Annotated in this window: 12 protein-coding genes; 5 read left to right on the top strand and 7 right to left on the bottom strand. The window is 72.6% G+C overall.

From position 1 onward, the window contains the following. Positions 1–139 precede the first annotated feature (139 nt). Complete coding sequence (locus IG99_RS29930) at positions 140–2,035, bottom strand: ABC transporter ATP-binding protein (protein WP_037679259.1); 1,896 nt, start codon at positions 2,033–2,035, stop codon at positions 140–142. Between the two features lie 72 nt (positions 2,036–2,107). Here IG99_RS29930 and IG99_RS29935 point away from each other — a divergent pair, with 72 nt between their 5' ends. Both IG99_RS29935 and IG99_RS29940 read left to right on the top strand, forming a co-directional pair. Next, on the top strand, positions 2,108–3,136 hold the full coding sequence (locus IG99_RS29935; protein ID WP_078947984.1) for a lysylphosphatidylglycerol synthase transmembrane domain-containing protein: 1,029 nt from the start codon (positions 2,108–2,110) through the stop codon (positions 3,134–3,136). Between the two features lie 197 nt (positions 3,137–3,333). Then, positions 3,334–4,437: a mechanosensitive ion channel family protein gene (locus IG99_RS29940; protein WP_037679262.1), complete on the top strand. Its 1,104-nt coding sequence runs from the start codon at positions 3,334–3,336 to the stop codon at positions 4,435–4,437. Positions 4,438–4,617: 180 nt separating this feature from the next. Here the strand turns inward: IG99_RS29940 and IG99_RS46190 are convergent, their stop codons facing one another. Further along, positions 4,618–4,812 carry a hypothetical protein gene (locus IG99_RS46190; RefSeq protein ID WP_234312014.1) on the bottom strand — a complete coding sequence of 65 codons (195 nt, stop codon included), beginning with the start codon at positions 4,810–4,812 and terminating at the stop codon, positions 4,618–4,620. A gap of 223 nt (positions 4,813–5,035) precedes the next feature. Between IG99_RS46190 and IG99_RS29945 the strand changes: the two genes are divergently transcribed. Continuing rightward, positions 5,036–7,255: an NADP-dependent isocitrate dehydrogenase gene (locus IG99_RS29945; protein WP_037679265.1), complete on the top strand. Its 2,220-nt coding sequence runs from the start codon at positions 5,036–5,038 to the stop codon at positions 7,253–7,255. A 102-nt stretch (positions 7,256–7,357) separates the two neighbouring features. Next, positions 7,358–8,155 carry an N-formylglutamate amidohydrolase gene (locus IG99_RS29950; protein ID WP_037679267.1) on the top strand — a complete coding sequence of 266 codons (798 nt, stop codon included), beginning with the start codon at positions 7,358–7,360 and terminating at the stop codon, positions 8,153–8,155. 14 nt (positions 8,156–8,169) lie between these two features. On the opposite strand, the gene IG99_RS29955 is transcribed toward IG99_RS29950, so the two are convergent. From IG99_RS29955 to IG99_RS29965, 3 genes are read right to left on the bottom strand one after another with little or no spacing between them, the layout of a single operon-like run. Next, positions 8,170–8,640: a hypothetical protein gene (locus IG99_RS29955; protein ID WP_037679361.1), complete on the bottom strand. Its 471-nt coding sequence runs from the start codon at positions 8,638–8,640 to the stop codon at positions 8,170–8,172. Positions 8,641–8,645: 5 nt separating this feature from the next. Further along, positions 8,646–9,221, bottom strand: coding sequence for an RNA polymerase sigma factor (locus IG99_RS29960; RefSeq protein ID WP_037679363.1), 576 nt, complete (start codon positions 9,219–9,221; stop codon positions 8,646–8,648). 59 nt (positions 9,222–9,280) lie between these two features. Continuing rightward, the gene (locus IG99_RS29965; RefSeq protein ID WP_037679269.1) at positions 9,281–10,708 is read right to left on the bottom strand and encodes a S8/S53 family peptidase; all 1,428 of its coding nucleotides are present in this window, start codon (positions 10,706–10,708) and stop codon (positions 9,281–9,283) included. Positions 10,709–10,912: 204 nt separating this feature from the next. Here IG99_RS29965 and IG99_RS29970 point away from each other — a divergent pair, with 204 nt between their 5' ends. After that, entirely contained in the window at positions 10,913–13,477 is a 2,565-nt protein-coding gene (locus IG99_RS29970) for a CHAT domain-containing protein (protein ID WP_051866064.1), read from the top strand. Between the two features lie 75 nt (positions 13,478–13,552). Here IG99_RS29970 and IG99_RS29975 read toward each other — a convergent pair whose 3' ends face one another. Both IG99_RS29975 and IG99_RS29980 read right to left on the bottom strand, forming a co-directional pair. Beyond that, the gene (locus tag IG99_RS29975) at positions 13,553–14,674 is read right to left on the bottom strand and encodes a TolB-like translocation protein (RefSeq protein ID WP_037679275.1); all 1,122 of its coding nucleotides are present in this window, start codon (positions 14,672–14,674) and stop codon (positions 13,553–13,555) included. Between the two features lie 104 nt (positions 14,675–14,778). Beyond that, positions 14,779–16,584 (bottom strand): LuxR family transcriptional regulator AbsR2, encoded by a 1,806-nt coding sequence (locus tag IG99_RS29980; RefSeq protein ID WP_037679278.1) that lies wholly within the window; start codon positions 16,582–16,584, stop codon positions 14,779–14,781. Between the last annotated feature and the right edge of the window lie 46 nt (positions 16,585–16,630).

Consider the following 16,630-nt stretch of genomic DNA (forward strand, 5'->3'; position numbering starts at 1 on the left):
AGGTACGAGGGATCGTGAGCACCCTCTCGTGCGGGGTCCGGTCTGTCGGGCCCCGCGCTTCGCGAGCAAGGTGTACGTCGTTTCGTCACCGACGCCGCAGGGCCGCGCGGGGTGCCGCCCGCCCGGGGGTCCCGTCGCCTCACCCCGCCACGGGCGCCTCCGCCTCGCCCGCGGACCGCTGTTCGAACTGCGTCCGGTACAGCTGCGCGTAGCGGCCCTCGGCGGCGAGCAGTTCCTCGTGGGTGCCGCGTTCCACGATGCGGCCCTCCTCGACGACGAGGATGAGATCGGCGGTGCGGACCGTGGACAGGCGGTGGGCGATGACGACGGCCGTCCTGCCCTCCAGTGCCTCCGCGAGCGCCTCCTGGACGGCCGCCTCCGAGGTGTTGTCGAGGTGGGCGGTGGCCTCGTCGAGGATGACGACGCGCTGGCGGGCGAGGAGCAGGCGGGCGATGGTCATGCGCTGCCGTTCGCCGCCGGAGAGCCGGTAGCCGCGTTCACCGACCACCGTGTCCAGACCGTCGGGCAGGGAGCGTACGAGATCGTCGAGGCGGGCGCGGAGCAGGGCGTCCCACAGCTCCTCCTCGGTGGCGGTGGGGCGGGCGAGGAGCAGGTTGGCGCGGACGGTGTCGTGAAAGAGGTGGCCGTCCTGGGTGACCATGCCGAGGGTGCCGCGCAGGGAGGCCGCGCTCAGGTCGCGGACGTCGACGCCGCCGATGCGGACGGCGCCCTCGTCGACATCGTAGAGGCGCGGCAGGAGTTGGGCGACGGTCGACTTGCCGGCGCCGGAGGAGCCGACGAGGGCGACGGTCCGGCCGGGTTCGGCGCGGAAGGAGACGCCGTGCAGGACCTCGGCGCCGCCCCGGGTGTCGAGGGTGGCGACCTCCTCCAGGGAGGCGAGGGAGACCTTGTCGGCGGCGGGGTAGCCGAAGCGGACGTTGTCGAACTCGACCGCGACCGGCCCCTCGGGCACCTCGCGGGCGTCCGGCTTCTCCTCGATGAGCGGCTTGAGGTCGAGCACCTCGAAGACCCGTTCGAAGCTGACGAGGGCGCTCATCACCTCCACGCGCGCCCCGGCGAGCGCGGTGAGCGGCGCGTAGAGGCGGGTCAGCAGCAGTGCGAGGGAGACGACGGCGCCCGGCTCCAGGCTGCCGCGCAGGGCGAACCAGCCGCCGAGGCCGTAGACGAGGGCGAGGGCGAGCGAGGAGACGAGGGTGAGGGAGGTGATGAAGACGGACTGGGACGTCGCGGTGCGCACGCCGATGTCCCGGACGCGGCCGGCGCGGGCGGCGAACTCGGCCGACTCCTCCTCGGGCCGTCCGAACAGCTTGACCAGGGTGGCGCCGGGCGCGGAGAACCGCTCGGTCATCCGGGTGCCCATCGACGCGTTGAGGGCGGCCGCCTCGCGCTGCATCCCGGCCATGCGGCTGCCCATGCGACGGGCCGGCACCACGAACACGGGCAGCAGCACCAGGGCGAGCAGGGTGATCTGCCAGGACAGGGTGAGCATGACGGCGAGCGTCAGCAGCAGCGTGACCAGATTGCTGACCACCCCGGAGAGGGTGTTGCTGAAGGCCCGTTGCGCGCCGATGACGTCGTTGTTGAGACGACTGACCAGCGCTCCCGTACGAGTGCGTGTGAAGAACGCCACCGGCATGCGCTGCACATGATCGAACACAGCCGTGCGCAGATCGAGGATGAGCCCCTCGCCGAGCGTCGCCGACAGCCGTCGGGCGAAGATCCCGAGCGCGGCCTCCGCGACCGCGATGAGCGCGATGAGCAGCGCCAGCCGTACGACCGTGCCCTCGTCGCCGTCCGACACGATCGCGTCGACCACGCGCCCGGCGAGCACCGGGGTGGCGACGGCGAGCAGTGCGGTCACCACCCCGAGCACGACGAAGAACGCGATCCGGCGGCGGTGCGGGCGGGCGAACGCGCCGATGCGACGCAGGGTCGCGGCGTTGAAGGGACGGCGTTCCTGCTGGGCGTTCATGACGCTGTGCAGCTGCGTCCAGGCGGTGGTCTCGATGCTCATGGAGGAGAACCTAGGACCTCAAGCATCATTGAGGTCAATCCCCGCAGACCGTCCCCTCGCGCGAAGGACCCGATGACCGCACGCAATGAGCCGTCCCCGCTCCCGCAACCCGTCGTTGGCGTGGTGCCGACACCCTGTCCCGATGTGACAGCGGTATCCCTCCCCGAACGGCGGCGCGTCCCCGTCCGCCAGATCCTGTGCCTGCTCCCGCTTCTGCTCGTCACCGCGGTCGCGGTCCAGCACCGCTCGGTGCTGGCCGAGGGCTTCGGTCATCTGCGGACCGCCGAGTGGCCATGGCTGCTGGCCGCGGTCTGCGCGACCTGTCTGACCTGGGTCGCCGCGTCCTTCACCCGGCAGGGCGCGGTCATGGAGCGGCTGCCCAGACGCCGGCTGCTCGCCACGCAGTTCGCGGCGGGCGCGGCCAACCATCTGCTGCCCACCGGCGTGGGCGCGAGCGCGGTCAACCTGCGGTTCATGACGGTGTGCGGAGTGCCGCTGGCGCGCTCCTCGGCGGCCCTCGCCCTGTATCTGCTCGCGGAGAGCGTGGGCCGGGTGGGTCTGCTGGCCGTGCTGCTGCTCGCCTTCCCCGACGCGCTGCGGCTCGGCACGCTCGTCCCCGAGGAGGCGTTCGGCCCGCTGCTGCTCGCCTTCGCCGCCGTCGCGCTCGTGGCGGTGACGGTTCTGACACTGGTACGGCGGGTGCGTACGGCCGTCCGCTCGTTCCTGCGCACCGCGCTCGGTGAGGCCCGCTCGGTCCACACACGCCCCTCCCGGGCGCTCGCCCTGTGGGGCGGCTCCCTCGCCTTCCCCGCCCTCCAGGCCACCGGCCTCGCCGCGGTGGGACAGGCTCTGGGCCTGCCCGTGCCGCCCGCGCACATGGCGGTCGCCTACCTGGCGGCCACGGTCGCCGTCGCCCTGGTCCCCACCCCCGGCGGCATCGGCTCGGTCGAGGCGGCCCTGATCATGGCCCTGGTCGCGGCGGGCGGCCCGGCCGCCGTGGCCACGGCGGTGGTCCTGGCGTACCGCATCATCACGGTGTGGCTGCCGCTGGTGCCGGGGGCGTTGACGCTGGGGGCGCTGGTGCGGTGGAAGGTCATCTGACTGTCGGTGACAGCCTGCCGAAGGCAACCGGCCCGGTACGAACTCATGTTCTGGATACGGCACTATGAACGGTCGCGCCGGTTCACGGGCCCGCGCGACCGCACACCCCAGATTCGAGCAGGTGACTACGTGACGAGACTTCACATCCGGCCGTCGGCCGACGCATTGGCCGCGAAACGTCTTCCCGGAGGTGACCGGTGACACGCGCGCTGACCCTGGACGACCTGGTCATCGCCGGAGTCGCCCTGGCCACCGGAGCGCTGAGCGCCTTCCTGCTGCGGATGCTGCTGCGCTGGCTGGGCAAGAAGGCCGACAGCACCCGCTGGAGCGGCGACGACGTCATCGTGGACGCGCTGCGCACCGTCGTGCCGTGGGGCGCCGTCCTGGGAGGCGCCGCGGCCGCGGGCGGGGTGCTGCCGCTGACGCGGACCGTTCAGCACAACGTCAACCAGGTGCTGACGGTGGTGTTCATCCTCGTGGTGACCGGGTCGGCGGCCCGGGTGATCGCGGGTCTTGTGCGGACGGTGACCCAGTCCCGCTCCGGTGTCGCGGGGTCGGCCACGATCTTCGTGAACATCACCCGGGTGCTGGTCCTGGCGATCGGCTTCCTGGTGGTGCTGCAGACGCTGGGCATCTCCATAGCGCCCATGCTCACCGCCCTCGGTGTCGGCGGTCTCGCGGTCGCCCTGGCTCTCCAGGACACCCTCGCCAACCTGTTCGCGGGCATCCACATCCTCGCCTCCAAGACCGTCCAGCCCGGCGACTACATCCGGCTCAGCAGCGGTGAGGAGGGCTACGTCGAAGACATCAACTGGCGTCAGACGACCGTCCGCGCGCTCTCCAACAACCTGGTCGTCATCCCCAACGGGGAGCTCGCGAAGACGAACATGACCAACTTCATGCGTCCCGAGCAGCAGCTGACGATCCTGGTGCAGGTGGGAGTCGCCTACGACAGCGACCTGGACCACGTCGAGCGGGTGACCATGGACGTCGTCGCCGAGGTGATGACGGAGATCACCGGTGCCGTCCCCGATCACGAGCCGCTGGTCCGGTTCCACACCTTCGGCGACTCCCGGATCGGGTTCACGGTGATCCTGGGCGTCGGTGAGTTCAGCGACCAGTTCCGGATCAAGCACGAGTTCATCAAGCGGCTGCACCGGCGCTACCGCGAGGAGGGCATCCGCATCCCGGCGCCCGCGCGGACGGTGGCGCTGCAGCAGGGCGCGGTGGTGATCCCGCAGCAGCGCACCGCCGAGGAGGCGGAGGGAGTGCCCCACGTGCACTCCGCCCGCCTCGACTGAGCCCACCCCGGCGTCAGAGCGTCGCCGAGTTGTCGTGGTAGTGCCCGTCCGTCCGGCTGTGCGGCCTGGCCAGGGTCGGTGTCGCCGGGGTGACCGTCCAGTCCGGGTGGCCGGGCATCCGCGGTGTCGTCGTGCCGTACAGCCACTCCCGCAGGAAGCCGCAGAGGCCAGATCGAGGTGCTAGGCCGAGACGCGGTAGCCGTCGTTGCCGAGGCCCGGGAAGACGGGGTCGCCGAGGGTCTCGGCGGCCGGGGTGCCGTCCGGGCCGTCGGTCCTCCCCGCGCCCGCCGCGTGGGCCGAGGGTGCCCCCGTCAGGGCCGCCGCGGTGCCGAACAGGGCGGCCGCCGGGGCCGTCACTCTGGTGCGATATCTCATGGTCCGCTTCCGCAGGGGCGGCCGGGTGGTCGGGCCGGTCGCCGGTCAGTCGCCGGATCAGTGGGCGATCACTTTCCTGACCGCACGCACGGGCAATCCGGTTGCCCGGGAAGCGGTACCCGGGCCGATCCTCTGGACGTGTGTGCGGTCCCCTGTCGAGTCGTGGTCGCACACGAGATATCTTGATGTCGAGCAATGTTGCAGACGTGGAGCGGAGCACCCGGTGACTGACTCGACCATCATCTACACACACACTGACGAGGCCCCGGCCCTGGCGACGTATTCCTTCCTGCCGGTGGTCCAGGCGTACGCCTCACAGGCGGGTGTCTCCGTCGAGACGCGGGACATCTCGCTGGCCGGGCGCATCATCGCGGTCTTCCCGGAGTACCTGACCGAGGACCAGCGCATCCCGGACGCCCTGTCCGAGCTGGGCGAACTGGCCAAGACGCCCGAGGCCAACATCATCAAGCTGCCGAACATCTCGGCGTCGATCCCGCAGCTCAAGGCCGCGGTCGCCGAGCTGCAGGCGCAGGGTTACGCGCTGCCGAACTACCCGGACGACCCGAAGACCGACGAGGAGCGGGAGATCCAGGCCCGCTACGACAAGGTCAAGGGTTCCGCCGTGAACCCGGTCCTGCGCGAGGGCAACTCCGACCGCCGCGCCCCCGCCTCGGTCAAGAACTACGCCAAGAACCACCCGCACCGCATGGGCGCCTGGACCTCCGAGTCCAAGACCAACGTGGCGACCATGGGCGAGAACGACTTCCGCTCCACCGAGAAGTCCGTCGTGATCTCCGAGGCCGGTTCGCTGCGGATCGAGCTGGTCGGCGACGACGGCACCACCAAGGTCCTGCGCGAGTCCGTGCCGGTCCGCGAGGGCGAGGTCGTCGACGCCTCCGTGATGCGCGTGGCCGCGCTGCGCGAGTTCCTGACCGCGCAGGTCGCCAAGGCCAAGGCCGAGGGCGTGCTGTTCTCCGTGCACCTCAAGGCCACGATGATGAAGGTCTCCGACCCGATCGTCTTCGGTCACGTGGTACGCGCCTTCTTCCCGAAGACGTTCGCGCAGTACGGCGACAAGCTCGCCGCGGCCGGCCTGACCCCGAACGACGGTCTGGGCGGCATCTACAAGGGCCTGGAGGGCCTGCCCGAGGGCGCCGAGATCAAGGCCTCCTTCGACGCCGAGCTCGCCGAGGGCCCGGAGCTGGCGATGGTGGACTCCGACAAGGGCATCACCAACCTGCACGTCCCGTCGGACGTCATCGTCGACGCCTCCATGCCGGCCATGATCCGCACCTCCGGCCACATGTGGGGCCCGGACGGCCAGGAGGCCGACACCCTCGCGGTGCTGCCCGACTCCAGCTACGCCGGCGTCTACCAGGCCGTGATCGACGACTGCCGTGCCCACGGCGCCTACGACCCGTCGACCATGGGCTCCGTCCCGAACGTCGGCCTCATGGCGCAGAAGGCCGAGGAGTACGGCAGCCACGACAAGACGTTCGAGATCCCCACCACCGGCACGGTCCGCCTCGTCGACCAGGCCGGCAACGTGGTGATCGAGCAGACGGTCTCCGCGGGTGACATCTTCCGCGCCTGCCAGACCAAGGACGCCCCGATCAAGGACTGGGTGAAGCTGGCCGTCACCCGCGCCCGCGCCACCGGCGACCCGGCGGTGTTCTGGCTGGACGAGACCCGCGCCCACGACGCCAACCTGATCGCCAAGATCAACGCCTACCTGCCGGAGCACGACACCGAGGGCCTGGACATCCGGATCCTCGCCCCGGTCGAGGCGACCAAGCTGTCGGTGGAGCGCATCCGCCGCGGCGAGAACACCATCTCGGTGACCGGCAACGTGCTGCGTGACTACCTCACCGACCTGTTCCCGATCCTGGAGCTCGGCACCAGCGCCAAGATGCTGTCGGTCGTCCCGCTGATGGCGGGCGGCGGCCTGTTCGAGACGGGCGCCGGCGGCTCCGCCCCGAAGCACGTGCAGCAGCTGGTCAAGGAGAACTACCTGCGCTGGGACTCCCTGGGTGAGTTCTTCGCGCTCGTGCCCTCCCTCGAGCAGTTCGCCACGGCCACGGGCAACGCCCGCGCCAAGGTCCTCGCCGACACCCTCGACCGCGCCACGGCGACCTTCCTCAACGAGGACAAGTCCCCGACCCGTCGCGTCGGCGGCATCGACAACCGCGGCAGCCACTTCTACCTGTCCCTGTACTGGGCGCAGGAGCTGGCGGCGCAGACCGAGGACGCGGACCTGGCGAAGGCTTTCGCCCCGCTCGCCGAGACTCTCACCGCGAACGAGCAGAAGATCGTCGAGGAGCTGATCGCGGCCCAGGGCAAGCCCGTCGACATCGGCGGCTACTACCAGCCCGACCCGGCCAAGGCGGCCGCGGCGATGCGCCCGTCGGCCACGTGGAACGAGGTGCTGGCGTCCCTGAGCTGACGCGCCACGCCTGACGGCCACTTCCAGCCCCGCCCCGACCGGCGTACCCGTCCGGTCGGGGCGGGGCTGTATGTCCACCCACCCCCCTCACGGAGCCGTCCCATGCCCCCTGCCGCACCCTCCTTCGAGTTGCTGCCCGGTGCCGAGAACTCGCCGGTGATCCTGCACGTGCCGCACTCCGCGCGGGAGATTCCGGCCGAGGTGCGGGCGGGGATCGTGCTCGACGACGAGGCGCTGGGGCGGGAGCTGGACCACATCACGGACGCGCACACCGCCGAGATCGCCGCACGGGCGGCCCGGCTGTCCGGTGCCGTGCCCTGGCGGTTCGTCAACCGGCTGTCGCGGCTGGTGGTCGACCCGGAGCGGTTCCCGGACGAGCGGGAGGAGATGCTCGCCGTGGGAATGGGCGCGGTGTACACGCGGACCACCCACCGCGAGGCTCTGCGGCCCGCGGACACCGACCCCGAGCCGTTGGTCGCGCGCTGCTTCCGCCCGTACGCGCGGGCCATGACGGACGCCGTGGCAGGCCGGCTGGCCGCCGTCGGCCGGGCCGTGATCATCGACGTGCACTCCTACCCGACCGAGCCGCTGCCGTACGAACTGCACGGGACGGGACCGCGCCCGCCCGTCTGCCTGGGCACCGACTCCTTCCACACCCCGCCCGAGCTGCGGGACGCGGCACGGGAGGCGTTCGCCGAGTGCGGGGAGACGGGGCTCGACAGCCCCTTCGGCGGGACGTACGTGCCGCTGGAGTTCTACGGCAGCGAGCCGCGCGTGACCGCGCTGATGGTGGAGATCCGCCGCGACACGTACATGACCGAGCCGGGCGGCCCGGCCCACGCCGGGCTCGACCGGCTCGCCGCGGCCCTCGCGCGCCTGGTCACCGCCGTCTCACGCTGAGGTGCGCTGCCTCGTCAGGCCCGCAGCCACTCCGTGACGACCACCTCGCCGCCGGTCCGCAACCGTAGGGCGAAGGGCCCGGTGGGGGGTGCGTCGGTGGTGAAACGGCCCATGGAGTCGGCCGTGAGCGCGGCGCCCGCCCGGGGCCCGTCGAGGACCTCGATCCGGGCCGGCTGAGGCGGCAGCAACTGGCCCATCAGGCCCTCGGCGGTCACCTCGACGTCGACGGTCAGTTCCCCCGTGTCGAAGGTCAGCATCCGCGGAACGTCGGTCGCCCCGCGGACGGGGATGGCGTCGACCAGCGAGTCGAAGGTGAGCTCGGCGATGCGGGCGTCCAGGTCGTGCAGCGCGTACGCCTCGACGGCGATCTGCCGTAACGCGGCGGGGACGGGATCCAGGACGGCGGCGGCCGCGCGGAGTTCCCCCTCCAAGTCGCTCAGTTCACTCATGTCGTTGATGTCGTTCGTCCCACTCATGTCGTTCATGTCGTTCACGAGGCTCCCCGTGCGTCGAGTCGAGCCCGCAGGCGGCGCAGACAGCGCTGGCGCAGGGGCCCGATGCTGCCCACCGCGATGCCCAGCGCGGCGGACACCTCCTGGTAGCTGGGCGGCGGCGAGGCCATCAGGACCCGCAGCAACTGCCGGCAGCGGTCGCCGAGTTGCTCGAACTCCTGCCACAGGTGCCGGAGCCGCTCGGACTGGGCCGCGGCCTCCTCCGAGTCGAGCAGCGACTGTTCCGGCGTACGGTCCTCGCTGACCCGGTCCAGCAGTTGCGGATCGTCGGTGGGCGTCAGCCGCCTTAAGCTCTTGATCACCTTCAGGCACTCGTGCCGCGCGGTGCTCGCCAGCCACGACCCGGCCTTGTGCGGTTCCCGGATCCGCCCCAGGTGCTGGGCGAACCGGAACCACACCGTCTGGTAGACCTCGTGGCCGTCGGCGTCGGAGAGCCGGTGGGCGCGTACGACCGACCACACCAGCGGGCTCAGCCCTTCCACCAGCGCCTTCCAGGCCGCCGCGTCGCCGTCGACGGCCGACCGGACGAGCGCGCCGACATCTGTACGGTCCACGGCTCCACCCCTCGTGTACGACGTGTCATCGTACGCCGGGACGGAGGCCACTCCGGTACTCACGCGGAGGGCGCGGGCGCCGCGACCGGGACGGCCCGCCAGGTCGGCGGACGCAACGCCGCCACGTGCGCTCCTCGGACCTCCGCGAACTCCGCGTTGTCCGCGAGCAGTTGGCGTCGGGCCGCGCGCGGGTCGGTCTGCTGGTGCGCGGTCATGTGGGCGGCGACGAGACCGGCGACCACGGGTGTGGCGAAGGAGGTGCCGCTCCAGTGGGCGAGCCCCTCGAACATCACCTGGTCCGGCTTGCCCGTGACGGTCTCCCGCTCGCTCAACACCCCGGTGTGCCGGGGCGACTGGCAGGTACAGGCGTAGGTGAACCCGTAGCGGCAGGCGTCGTAGGTGGAGTGCTGGTAGACGTACGGCACGGGTGCGCCGAAGCCGGTGAGGGAGCTGGTGAGGCGCTCGCCCGGGGCGTAGACCTTCACCCAGGGGCCGTGGTTGGTGAAGCAGGCGCCGAACTCGCCGTCACCGCGCAGCGCGCCGACCGACAGCACGGCGTCCTCGTAGCCGGGCAGGGCCGCGTAAGCGGCGGGCCAGAACGGGGTGGTGCTGGAGTTGTTGCCCGCCGCGGCGATCAGCAGGGTGCCCTGATCGCGGAGTTCGCGCAGGAAGGCGTCGAGGCCGAGCAGGCCGTCGGTGCGGCCGTTGGCGGTGCCGGCGGAGAGGCTGATGATGTCGGGCCAGCCGCCCGCGTCGACGGCCTCGAAGAGCCTTTCACCGAACTCGGACTCCAGGATGGCGCCCGCGTCGTTGAGGGTGTTGCGGGAGGTGATGGTGGTGTTGGGTGCGACGGCGGCGACGAGTCCGGCGATGAACGTGCCGTGGCCGACGTACTGCTGGAGGATCCCGTCGTCGTCGCACTCCTTGATCTGGAGGTCGCCGTCGGTGTGGGCCAGCGGTGGGTAGGAGCGGTAGTCGCGCATGAGGCCGGTGTCGATGACGAGGACACCGACGGCGGTGTCCGGGTCGTACGGTGCCTGGGCGGGCGCGGGGTTGGGCGGCTCGGTGGCGGGCACGGGCTCGTCGCCCGGACAGGCGTTGACCGCGATCGACACCACGTGATTGCGGCTGATCATGCGGCGGCCGGCGCGGCCCTCGGCCCCCCGGAGGGAGCGCAGGGCGTTCGCGACGGCGTGGTCGCCGCGCCGGTCGCCCTGACCGGGGTCGGCGACCTGGATGCGGGTGATGCCGGAGCGGTTGGTCTGCGGACCCGCCCGGCGCACATGGTCCTGGTCCAGCTCGGGGGTGGCGGTGAAGTGCGCCCGTACGGTGTCCTCGACGACCCGGGCCTCCTCGCCGTCGCGGGCGAGTACGACGCCCTTCTCGTAGATGAACTCGGCGGAGTCGTCGGGCCCCATCGCGAGAGGGACGTCCGGCATCGAACGCTGGACCTGGTCGAACTGCTCGTGGAATCGCTGTGGTGCCATGGCATGTCCTCTCGATGAGGCGGTGGTTCGACAATCAGAGTCGCCGGCCCGTCACTTGATACAGGTGGTGCGCGGGCCGCCGGTGCGCGGGCCCGCATCGCGGTCGGGTGGCAAAACTGGGGCGCGACCTGTGGGAAGCGTGTCCGGAGCACTACCATCCGTGGGGTGACAGCGGGAAACGACTCGGTTCTCGAACTGCTGCCGATGGTCTTCGCCGCCCCCAACGACGCGTTGGCGGGGGCGCGGGAAGTGCTCGACACCGATCCGTCGCCGTTGCACGCCTCCGTCGCCCACCAGGTGATCGGCATCTGGCAGCGGGACTGGGGCGACATGCGTCTCGCCCTGGACCATCTGCGGCGCGCCCGGGACCTCGCGGCGTGCGCGGACTCCGTCGAGCGGGAGGCGGACGTGCTGGGCACCCTCGGGGTGGCGCTGGTCCACGCGGGCCGCACCCGGCAGGGCCTCGACGCGTTCGAGCGGGGCGTCGAGCGCGGCACGGGCCACACCCGCGCCCGGGTGCTGTACCGCCGGGCGTACGCGTGGTGGGTGCTCGGTCATCACCGTGAGGCGCTGGAGGACGTACGCCGGGCGATTCCCGTCCTGCGCCAGGCGGACGACGTCATCTGGACGGCGCGGGCGCTGACCCTGCGGGCCACCGTGCACCTGGCGCTCGGCGCGGTGGACCGGGCGGACGCCGACTTCACGGCGGCCGAGGCGCTGTGGGACACCACGGGCCAGGAGCACGACAAGGCCGACGCGGTGGAGAGCCGGGGGCTCGCCGCGTTCCGCTCGGGCGACATCCCGGCGGCGCTGCGGCTGTTGGACGAGGCCGAGGAGCGGTACGCCAAGCTGGGCACGCCGACGTTCATGCTGCAGATCCGGCGCTGCGAAGTGCTGATGGCGGCGGGACTCGCGCCGGAGGCGCTGGCGGAGGCGGACGCGGCGATCGGGGTGCTGGACGGGATCGGCGGGCAGTCGACCCGGAAGGCGGAGCTGCTGCTGGCGGCCGCGCGGGCGGCCCGGCGGGCGGGTGATCCGCACACGGCGATCGCGCGGGCCCATCTGGCGGTACGGCTGTTCGCGGGGCAGCGGCGCACCTGGTGGGAGACGCACGCGCGCTTGGTGCTGATCGAGTCCCGGGTCGCCGCGGGTCGCGGCTCGGGCCGGCTGGTCGCCGACACGGCGGCGGTGGCGGAGCGGCTGGCCTCCTTCGGGGCGCCGGCGGCTGTGGAGGCGTCGCTGCTCGCGGGCCGGATCGCGCTCGACCTGGGCTGGACGACGGACGCGGAGCGGCATCTGGCCGTCGCCGCGCGCAGCAGACACAGCGGGCCGCCGCTGGCGCGGGTGACGGGCTGGGCGGCGCAGGCGCTGCGGGCCCGGGCGGCCGGGTCCGGCCGCGGGGTGCTGGAGGCGTGTCGGCGGGGCCTGGACGTGCTGGACGACCACCGGATGACGCTCGGCGCGTCGGAGCTCAGGGCCCGGGCCACGGAGCAGGGCGCGGAACTGGCGGCGCTGGCGCAGCGGGCGTCCCTCGCCGGGGGCGGGCCGCGGCGGCTGCTGGTGTGGAGCGAGCGCTGGCGGGCCACGGTGCTCGCGGCGCCGCCCACGCGCCCGCCGGCCGACCCCTCGCTGCTGAGCGGGCTGACCGCGCTGCGGGAGATCACCTCCCGCGCGGAGGCCGCCCGGATGGAGGGCCGGCCGGTACCGGCGCTGGAGCGGGAACAGCGGCGCCTGGAGCGGGAGGTACGGTCGCGGACACTGCACATGCGCGGTGACGCGCCCGGCGGCGGCGGCCGGTTCGACGTGGGGCGGCTGCTGGAGCGGCTGGGCGACGGGCGGCTGGTCGAACTGGCCGTGCTCGACGGGCGGGTGCAGGTGCTGCTGTGCGGGCAGGGGCGGGTACGGCGCTTCGAGGCCGGGCCGCTCGCGGAGGCGGAGGCCGAGGCGGAGCACGTCCAGGCCGGGCTGCGGCGGCTGGCGCATCCCGGCGCGGATGCCCGGCTGCCGCTGGTCGAGGCGGCGGGGCACAGGCTGGAGGAGCTGCTGCTCGGCCCGGCCGCCGCGCACCTGGGGGACGGCCCGGTCGTGGTCGTACCCCCTGGGCGGCTGCACCGGGTGCCGTGGGCGCTGCTGCCGTCGCTGCGGGAGCGGGTGCTGAGCGTGTCGCCGTCGGCGAAGAGCTGGCTGCGGGCGCGGGAGACGGAGCCGCCGCCGGGCGGGCGGCACGTGCTGGTGCGGGGTCCTGGTCTGGCCACGGGTGGCGCGGAGGTGCCGGAACTGGCCGGCCGGTACGGCACGCCGACGGTCCTGGAGTACGACGACGCGCGCGTGCCCCGCGTCCTGGACGAGCTCGACGGTGCCGCGCTGGCCCACATCGCCGCGCACGGCACGTTCCGGGCGGACAGCCCCCTCTTCTCGTCGCTGCGGATGGCCGACGGTCCCCTCATCGTCCACGACTTCGAGCGCCTCGCCCGCAGCCCGTACCGGATCATCCTGTCCTGCTGCGACACGGCCCGCTTCGCCTCGGTGGGCGCCGACGAGCTCCTCGGCCTGGTCACCGCGTTGCTCCCGCTGGGCACGGCGGGCGTGGTGGCGAGCACCGCCCCCGTCAACGACGCCGCCGTGGTCCCCCTGATGCTCGCCCTCCACAAGGGCCTGACCGCCGGCCAGTCCCTTGCCGAGTCCCTGCGGGACGCCCGCGCCACTCTCCCCGAGGACGCGGTCCACCAGGCGACGGGGTGGGCGTTCACGGCGTTCGGGGCGGCGTGAGGCGCCGGCCTGCGGCGTGAGCGGAGGACCGGCGGCGTGAGCGGAGGACCGGCGGCGTGAGCGGAGTTGGGGCGATCAGTAGAAGCGGCGGACGAAGACGTCCGACTTGCCGTTGGTGTCGCCGGGCACGATGTCGTCGGCCGCGGACTGGAAGACCACGTCGCGCCCGCCGGTGCTGACCGCGTCGGTCCCGGCCGCGGCGGGCTGGTTCGAGACGATCTCGTCCGTGCCCGTTTGCAGGTCGCGCAGCACGAGCGACGGTCCGGTCGTGTCGTGCGGGGCGCACAACAGATAGCGGCCGGTGGGATCGATGGCCACGCCCCGCACGTTCGGCACCAGTTGGTCGGCGCCCGACCTCTCGTCCTGGACGTAGGTGTCGGAGCCCGAGAGGTAGACGATCTTGCTGCCGTCCTTGCTGATCTGGACGAGTGTCGCCGCCTTGGACGGGCCCTCGATCGGGCCGGCGGAGGTGTCGTCGGTCCGGTCCCACACGAAGACGTCCTCCGCCTTGCCGTCCTGGTAGGCGACAAAGCGTCCGTCGCCGCTGATGGACGGCCGGGACGGGGCGGGGTGGTCGAACTCGGCGACCAGCTCCCTGGTGTCGGCGCGCCAGTCCGCCACCTCGATGCGCTGCCAGGTCGGCGGTCGAGTGTAGGTGGCGACGTGGGCGATGTAGCGGCCGTCCGTGCTCAGCGACGGCTGGCTGCAGCTGAGGCCCGAGCAGTTGATGCCGATCGTGCTTCCCGAGCTCACCTGAGACAGGAAGACCTTCGTGTCTCTGAACAACTGCCCCCAAAAGGCGACGTATTGCCCGTCACCGCTGATCACCGGCCGCTGGATCGTGGAGGTGATGGAACTCATCCGCGTGGTCTGCCGCGTCCGCTGGTCGCGGACGAACACCTCTTCCCCTACCCCCGAGTTGCCGGGTATGAGGTTCGTCGCCGACGACGAGAAGGCGATACGCCGGCCGTCGGCCGTGATCGTGCCGCCGGAGGAGTCGCCGTCGCCCTGGGTGCCGTCGGTCGCGACACTGATCCGCTCGACCACGGCTCCGCTGTCGCTCGCGACGCCCGGCACGGTCATGGGCCCAGCCGAAGCGGCTCCGGGCAGCACCGCCGTGACCGCGCAGACCACGACCGTGGCGCTCAGGGCGGCCCGTACACGTCTGGTGGTGCCGCCGTTCGCGTTTCCCCGCATCTTCCCCCCAAATCGAACACGGAATCTCCTCCAGTTCCCCACCGGAGGACCACGAAGCATGCAATCGCGATGGCGCTGCGGGGTCAAGATGTCACCCGATGTATTCAGACGGCCGCCGGTTGGTCGTCGGGCTGTTCGAAGAGGCACGGGAGGGCACCCCGGTCGTTCGCACCGAGTCGGGTGTAGGCGCCGTAGAGGTGGTTGCCGACCGTGCGGACGGAGAGGGTGAGGCGTTCGGCGATCTGGCGGTTGGTCAGGCCGGCGGCGGCGAGGGTGACGATCTGGCGCTGGCGGGCGGTGAGTTCGCCGAGGACCAGGGCGGCCAGGGCGGGGGTGCGGGCGCCCTGGCAGCGGTGGGCCAGGGCGACGGCGCGGGTGCGGGAGGTGCGCGCGGCGGCGGGGTCGCGGTGGGCCGGTACGGCCTGGGCGTGCGCCTCGGCCGCGAAGAGCAGGAAGCCGCGTTCCTCCAGAGCCTCGGCGGCGCGGTCCAGGGCAGGGCCGTCGGAACGGGCCAGGGCCTGCGCGTGCCGGGCGAAGACGCTTCCGGCCGGGAGCCGGTCGACGACGTCCTGTGCCACGGCTCCGAGGCGTACGGCGTCGTAGGCGTCGGCCTCGCCGATCCGCTCCAGCGCGCCCTCGATGTCACCCCGGGCGGCCGCGAGCCATCCGGCCACCGTCCCGGTCGGGACGCCGTGAACGGTGGTCACCTCGCCCGACTGGGCTGCTGCCAGGGCCAGTTCCACGCGACACGCCTCGTCCCGCGGTGCCTCCCGGGCCCACGCCATCGCCTCCCGCAGCTCTCCTCGCAGCCGGGCGAACCGCGCCCGTACGGCCGCGTAGGCCGCGGGCACGGGTCCACCCTCCTGCGCCAGCCACTCCCCCACCGGCGTCGGCAGGGCCCGAACGTCGGCGGCGTCGATGCGCTGTTCCAGCGCGGCCTGTTCGGACTTGAGGGCGAGGGCGCGGTCGTCCGGGGTGCGGGTGAGCCGCCTCGCCCGCAGCCGGCCGGCCGCGGCGCGCAACGCCGGGCCGTGCAGGGGGTGGGTGAGGCGGACGGCTCCTGCGTCGTCCGCGTGGACGAGATCGTAGGACTCGAGGCGTTCGAGGAGGCCGAGATCGTAGGTGTCGGCGTCCAGCGGGAGGGGTTCGGCGAAGGCCAGCCGGTCGAGGGCCTCGCGCTCCACGGGGTCGGTGCGGTCCAGGACCGCCGCGGCATGTTCCCGTACGGCCGTGGTCAGTGGGAGCGGCCCGCGCCACGCCCGTTCACCGGTGTCCGGGACACCGGTGAACCCTCCCCGCTCCCGCAGCGCGTCCAACAGGTGCCGCAGCAACCGCAGATCGCCACCGCACAGGTGGTGCACCCGGTTCACGGTGAGGGGTTCCACGGGGCCGCCCGCGCCCGCCGTCAGCAGATCGGCCGTCGCCTCCCGGGGCAGCGGTGCCAGGACGAGGCGCGGCAGCAGCTCACCCCTCCACAGGCGGGACACCGCGCCGGGTGCGGTCGCGCCGTCGGTGGCGACGACGAGCAGGCGCGTGCGTCCCCGCACGGCCAGTTGGTGGACGAGCGCGGCCGAGGCGTCGTCGAGCAGGTGCGCGTCGTCGACCAGCAGCAGCCTTACTCCGCACAGCAGTCGGATGGCGCGGGGCAGCGAGACGTCGTCGGGGAGGAGGTGGGCGAACGCGGCGAAGGGGATGTGCCGGCTCTCGGGCGTGCCCGCGATCCTGGCGCAGTCGGCGCCGCGTACGGCCTGGGTGGCGAGCCGGGTCTTGCCGCAGCCGGTGGGGCCGGTGACCGCGATGCCGCCGCGTCCACCCGCGAGACACCGGCGGACCAGTTCCACCTCCTCCTCGCGGCCGGTGAACGGCCAGGGCAGCTCCAGCGTCTTCGCGTCCCGCTCGAATGTCGTCACGGTATCGGGAGCGCGCCTACTCACTTCTGATACAGGGGGACTTGAG

This window comes from Streptomyces griseus subsp. griseus (assembly GCF_000720255.1).
In the GTDB taxonomy this organism is placed as follows: Bacteria; Actinomycetota; Actinomycetes; order Streptomycetales; family Streptomycetaceae; genus Streptomyces; species Streptomyces griseus_I.

Bases quoted from the DNA above. Each gene is read 5' to 3' on its own strand.
- IG99_RS46190 (WP_234312014.1), bottom strand. From the start codon at position 4,812: ATGAGATATCGCACCAGAGTGACGGCCCCGGCGGCCGCCCTGTTCGGC.
- IG99_RS29930 (WP_037679259.1), bottom strand. From the start codon at position 2,035: ATGAGCATCGAGACCACCGCCTGGACGCAGCTGCACAGCGTCATGAAC.
- IG99_RS29970 (WP_051866064.1), top strand. From the start codon at position 10,913: ATGGTCTTCGCCGCCCCCAACGACGCGTTGGCGGGGGCGCGGGAAGTG.
- IG99_RS29935 (WP_078947984.1), top strand. From the start codon at position 2,108: ATGACCGCACGCAATGAGCCGTCCCCGCTCCCGCAACCCGTCGTTGGC.
- IG99_RS29950 (WP_037679267.1), top strand. From the start codon at position 7,358: ATGCCCCCTGCCGCACCCTCCTTCGAGTTGCTGCCCGGTGCCGAGAAC.
- IG99_RS29975 (WP_037679275.1), bottom strand. From the start codon at position 14,674: ATGCGGGGAAACGCGAACGGCGGCACCACCAGACGTGTACGGGCCGCC.
- IG99_RS29955 (WP_037679361.1), bottom strand. From the start codon at position 8,640: ATGAACGACATGAGTGGGACGAACGACATCAACGACATGAGTGAACTG.
- IG99_RS29965 (WP_037679269.1), bottom strand. From the start codon at position 10,708: ATGGCACCACAGCGATTCCACGAGCAGTTCGACCAGGTCCAGCGTTCG.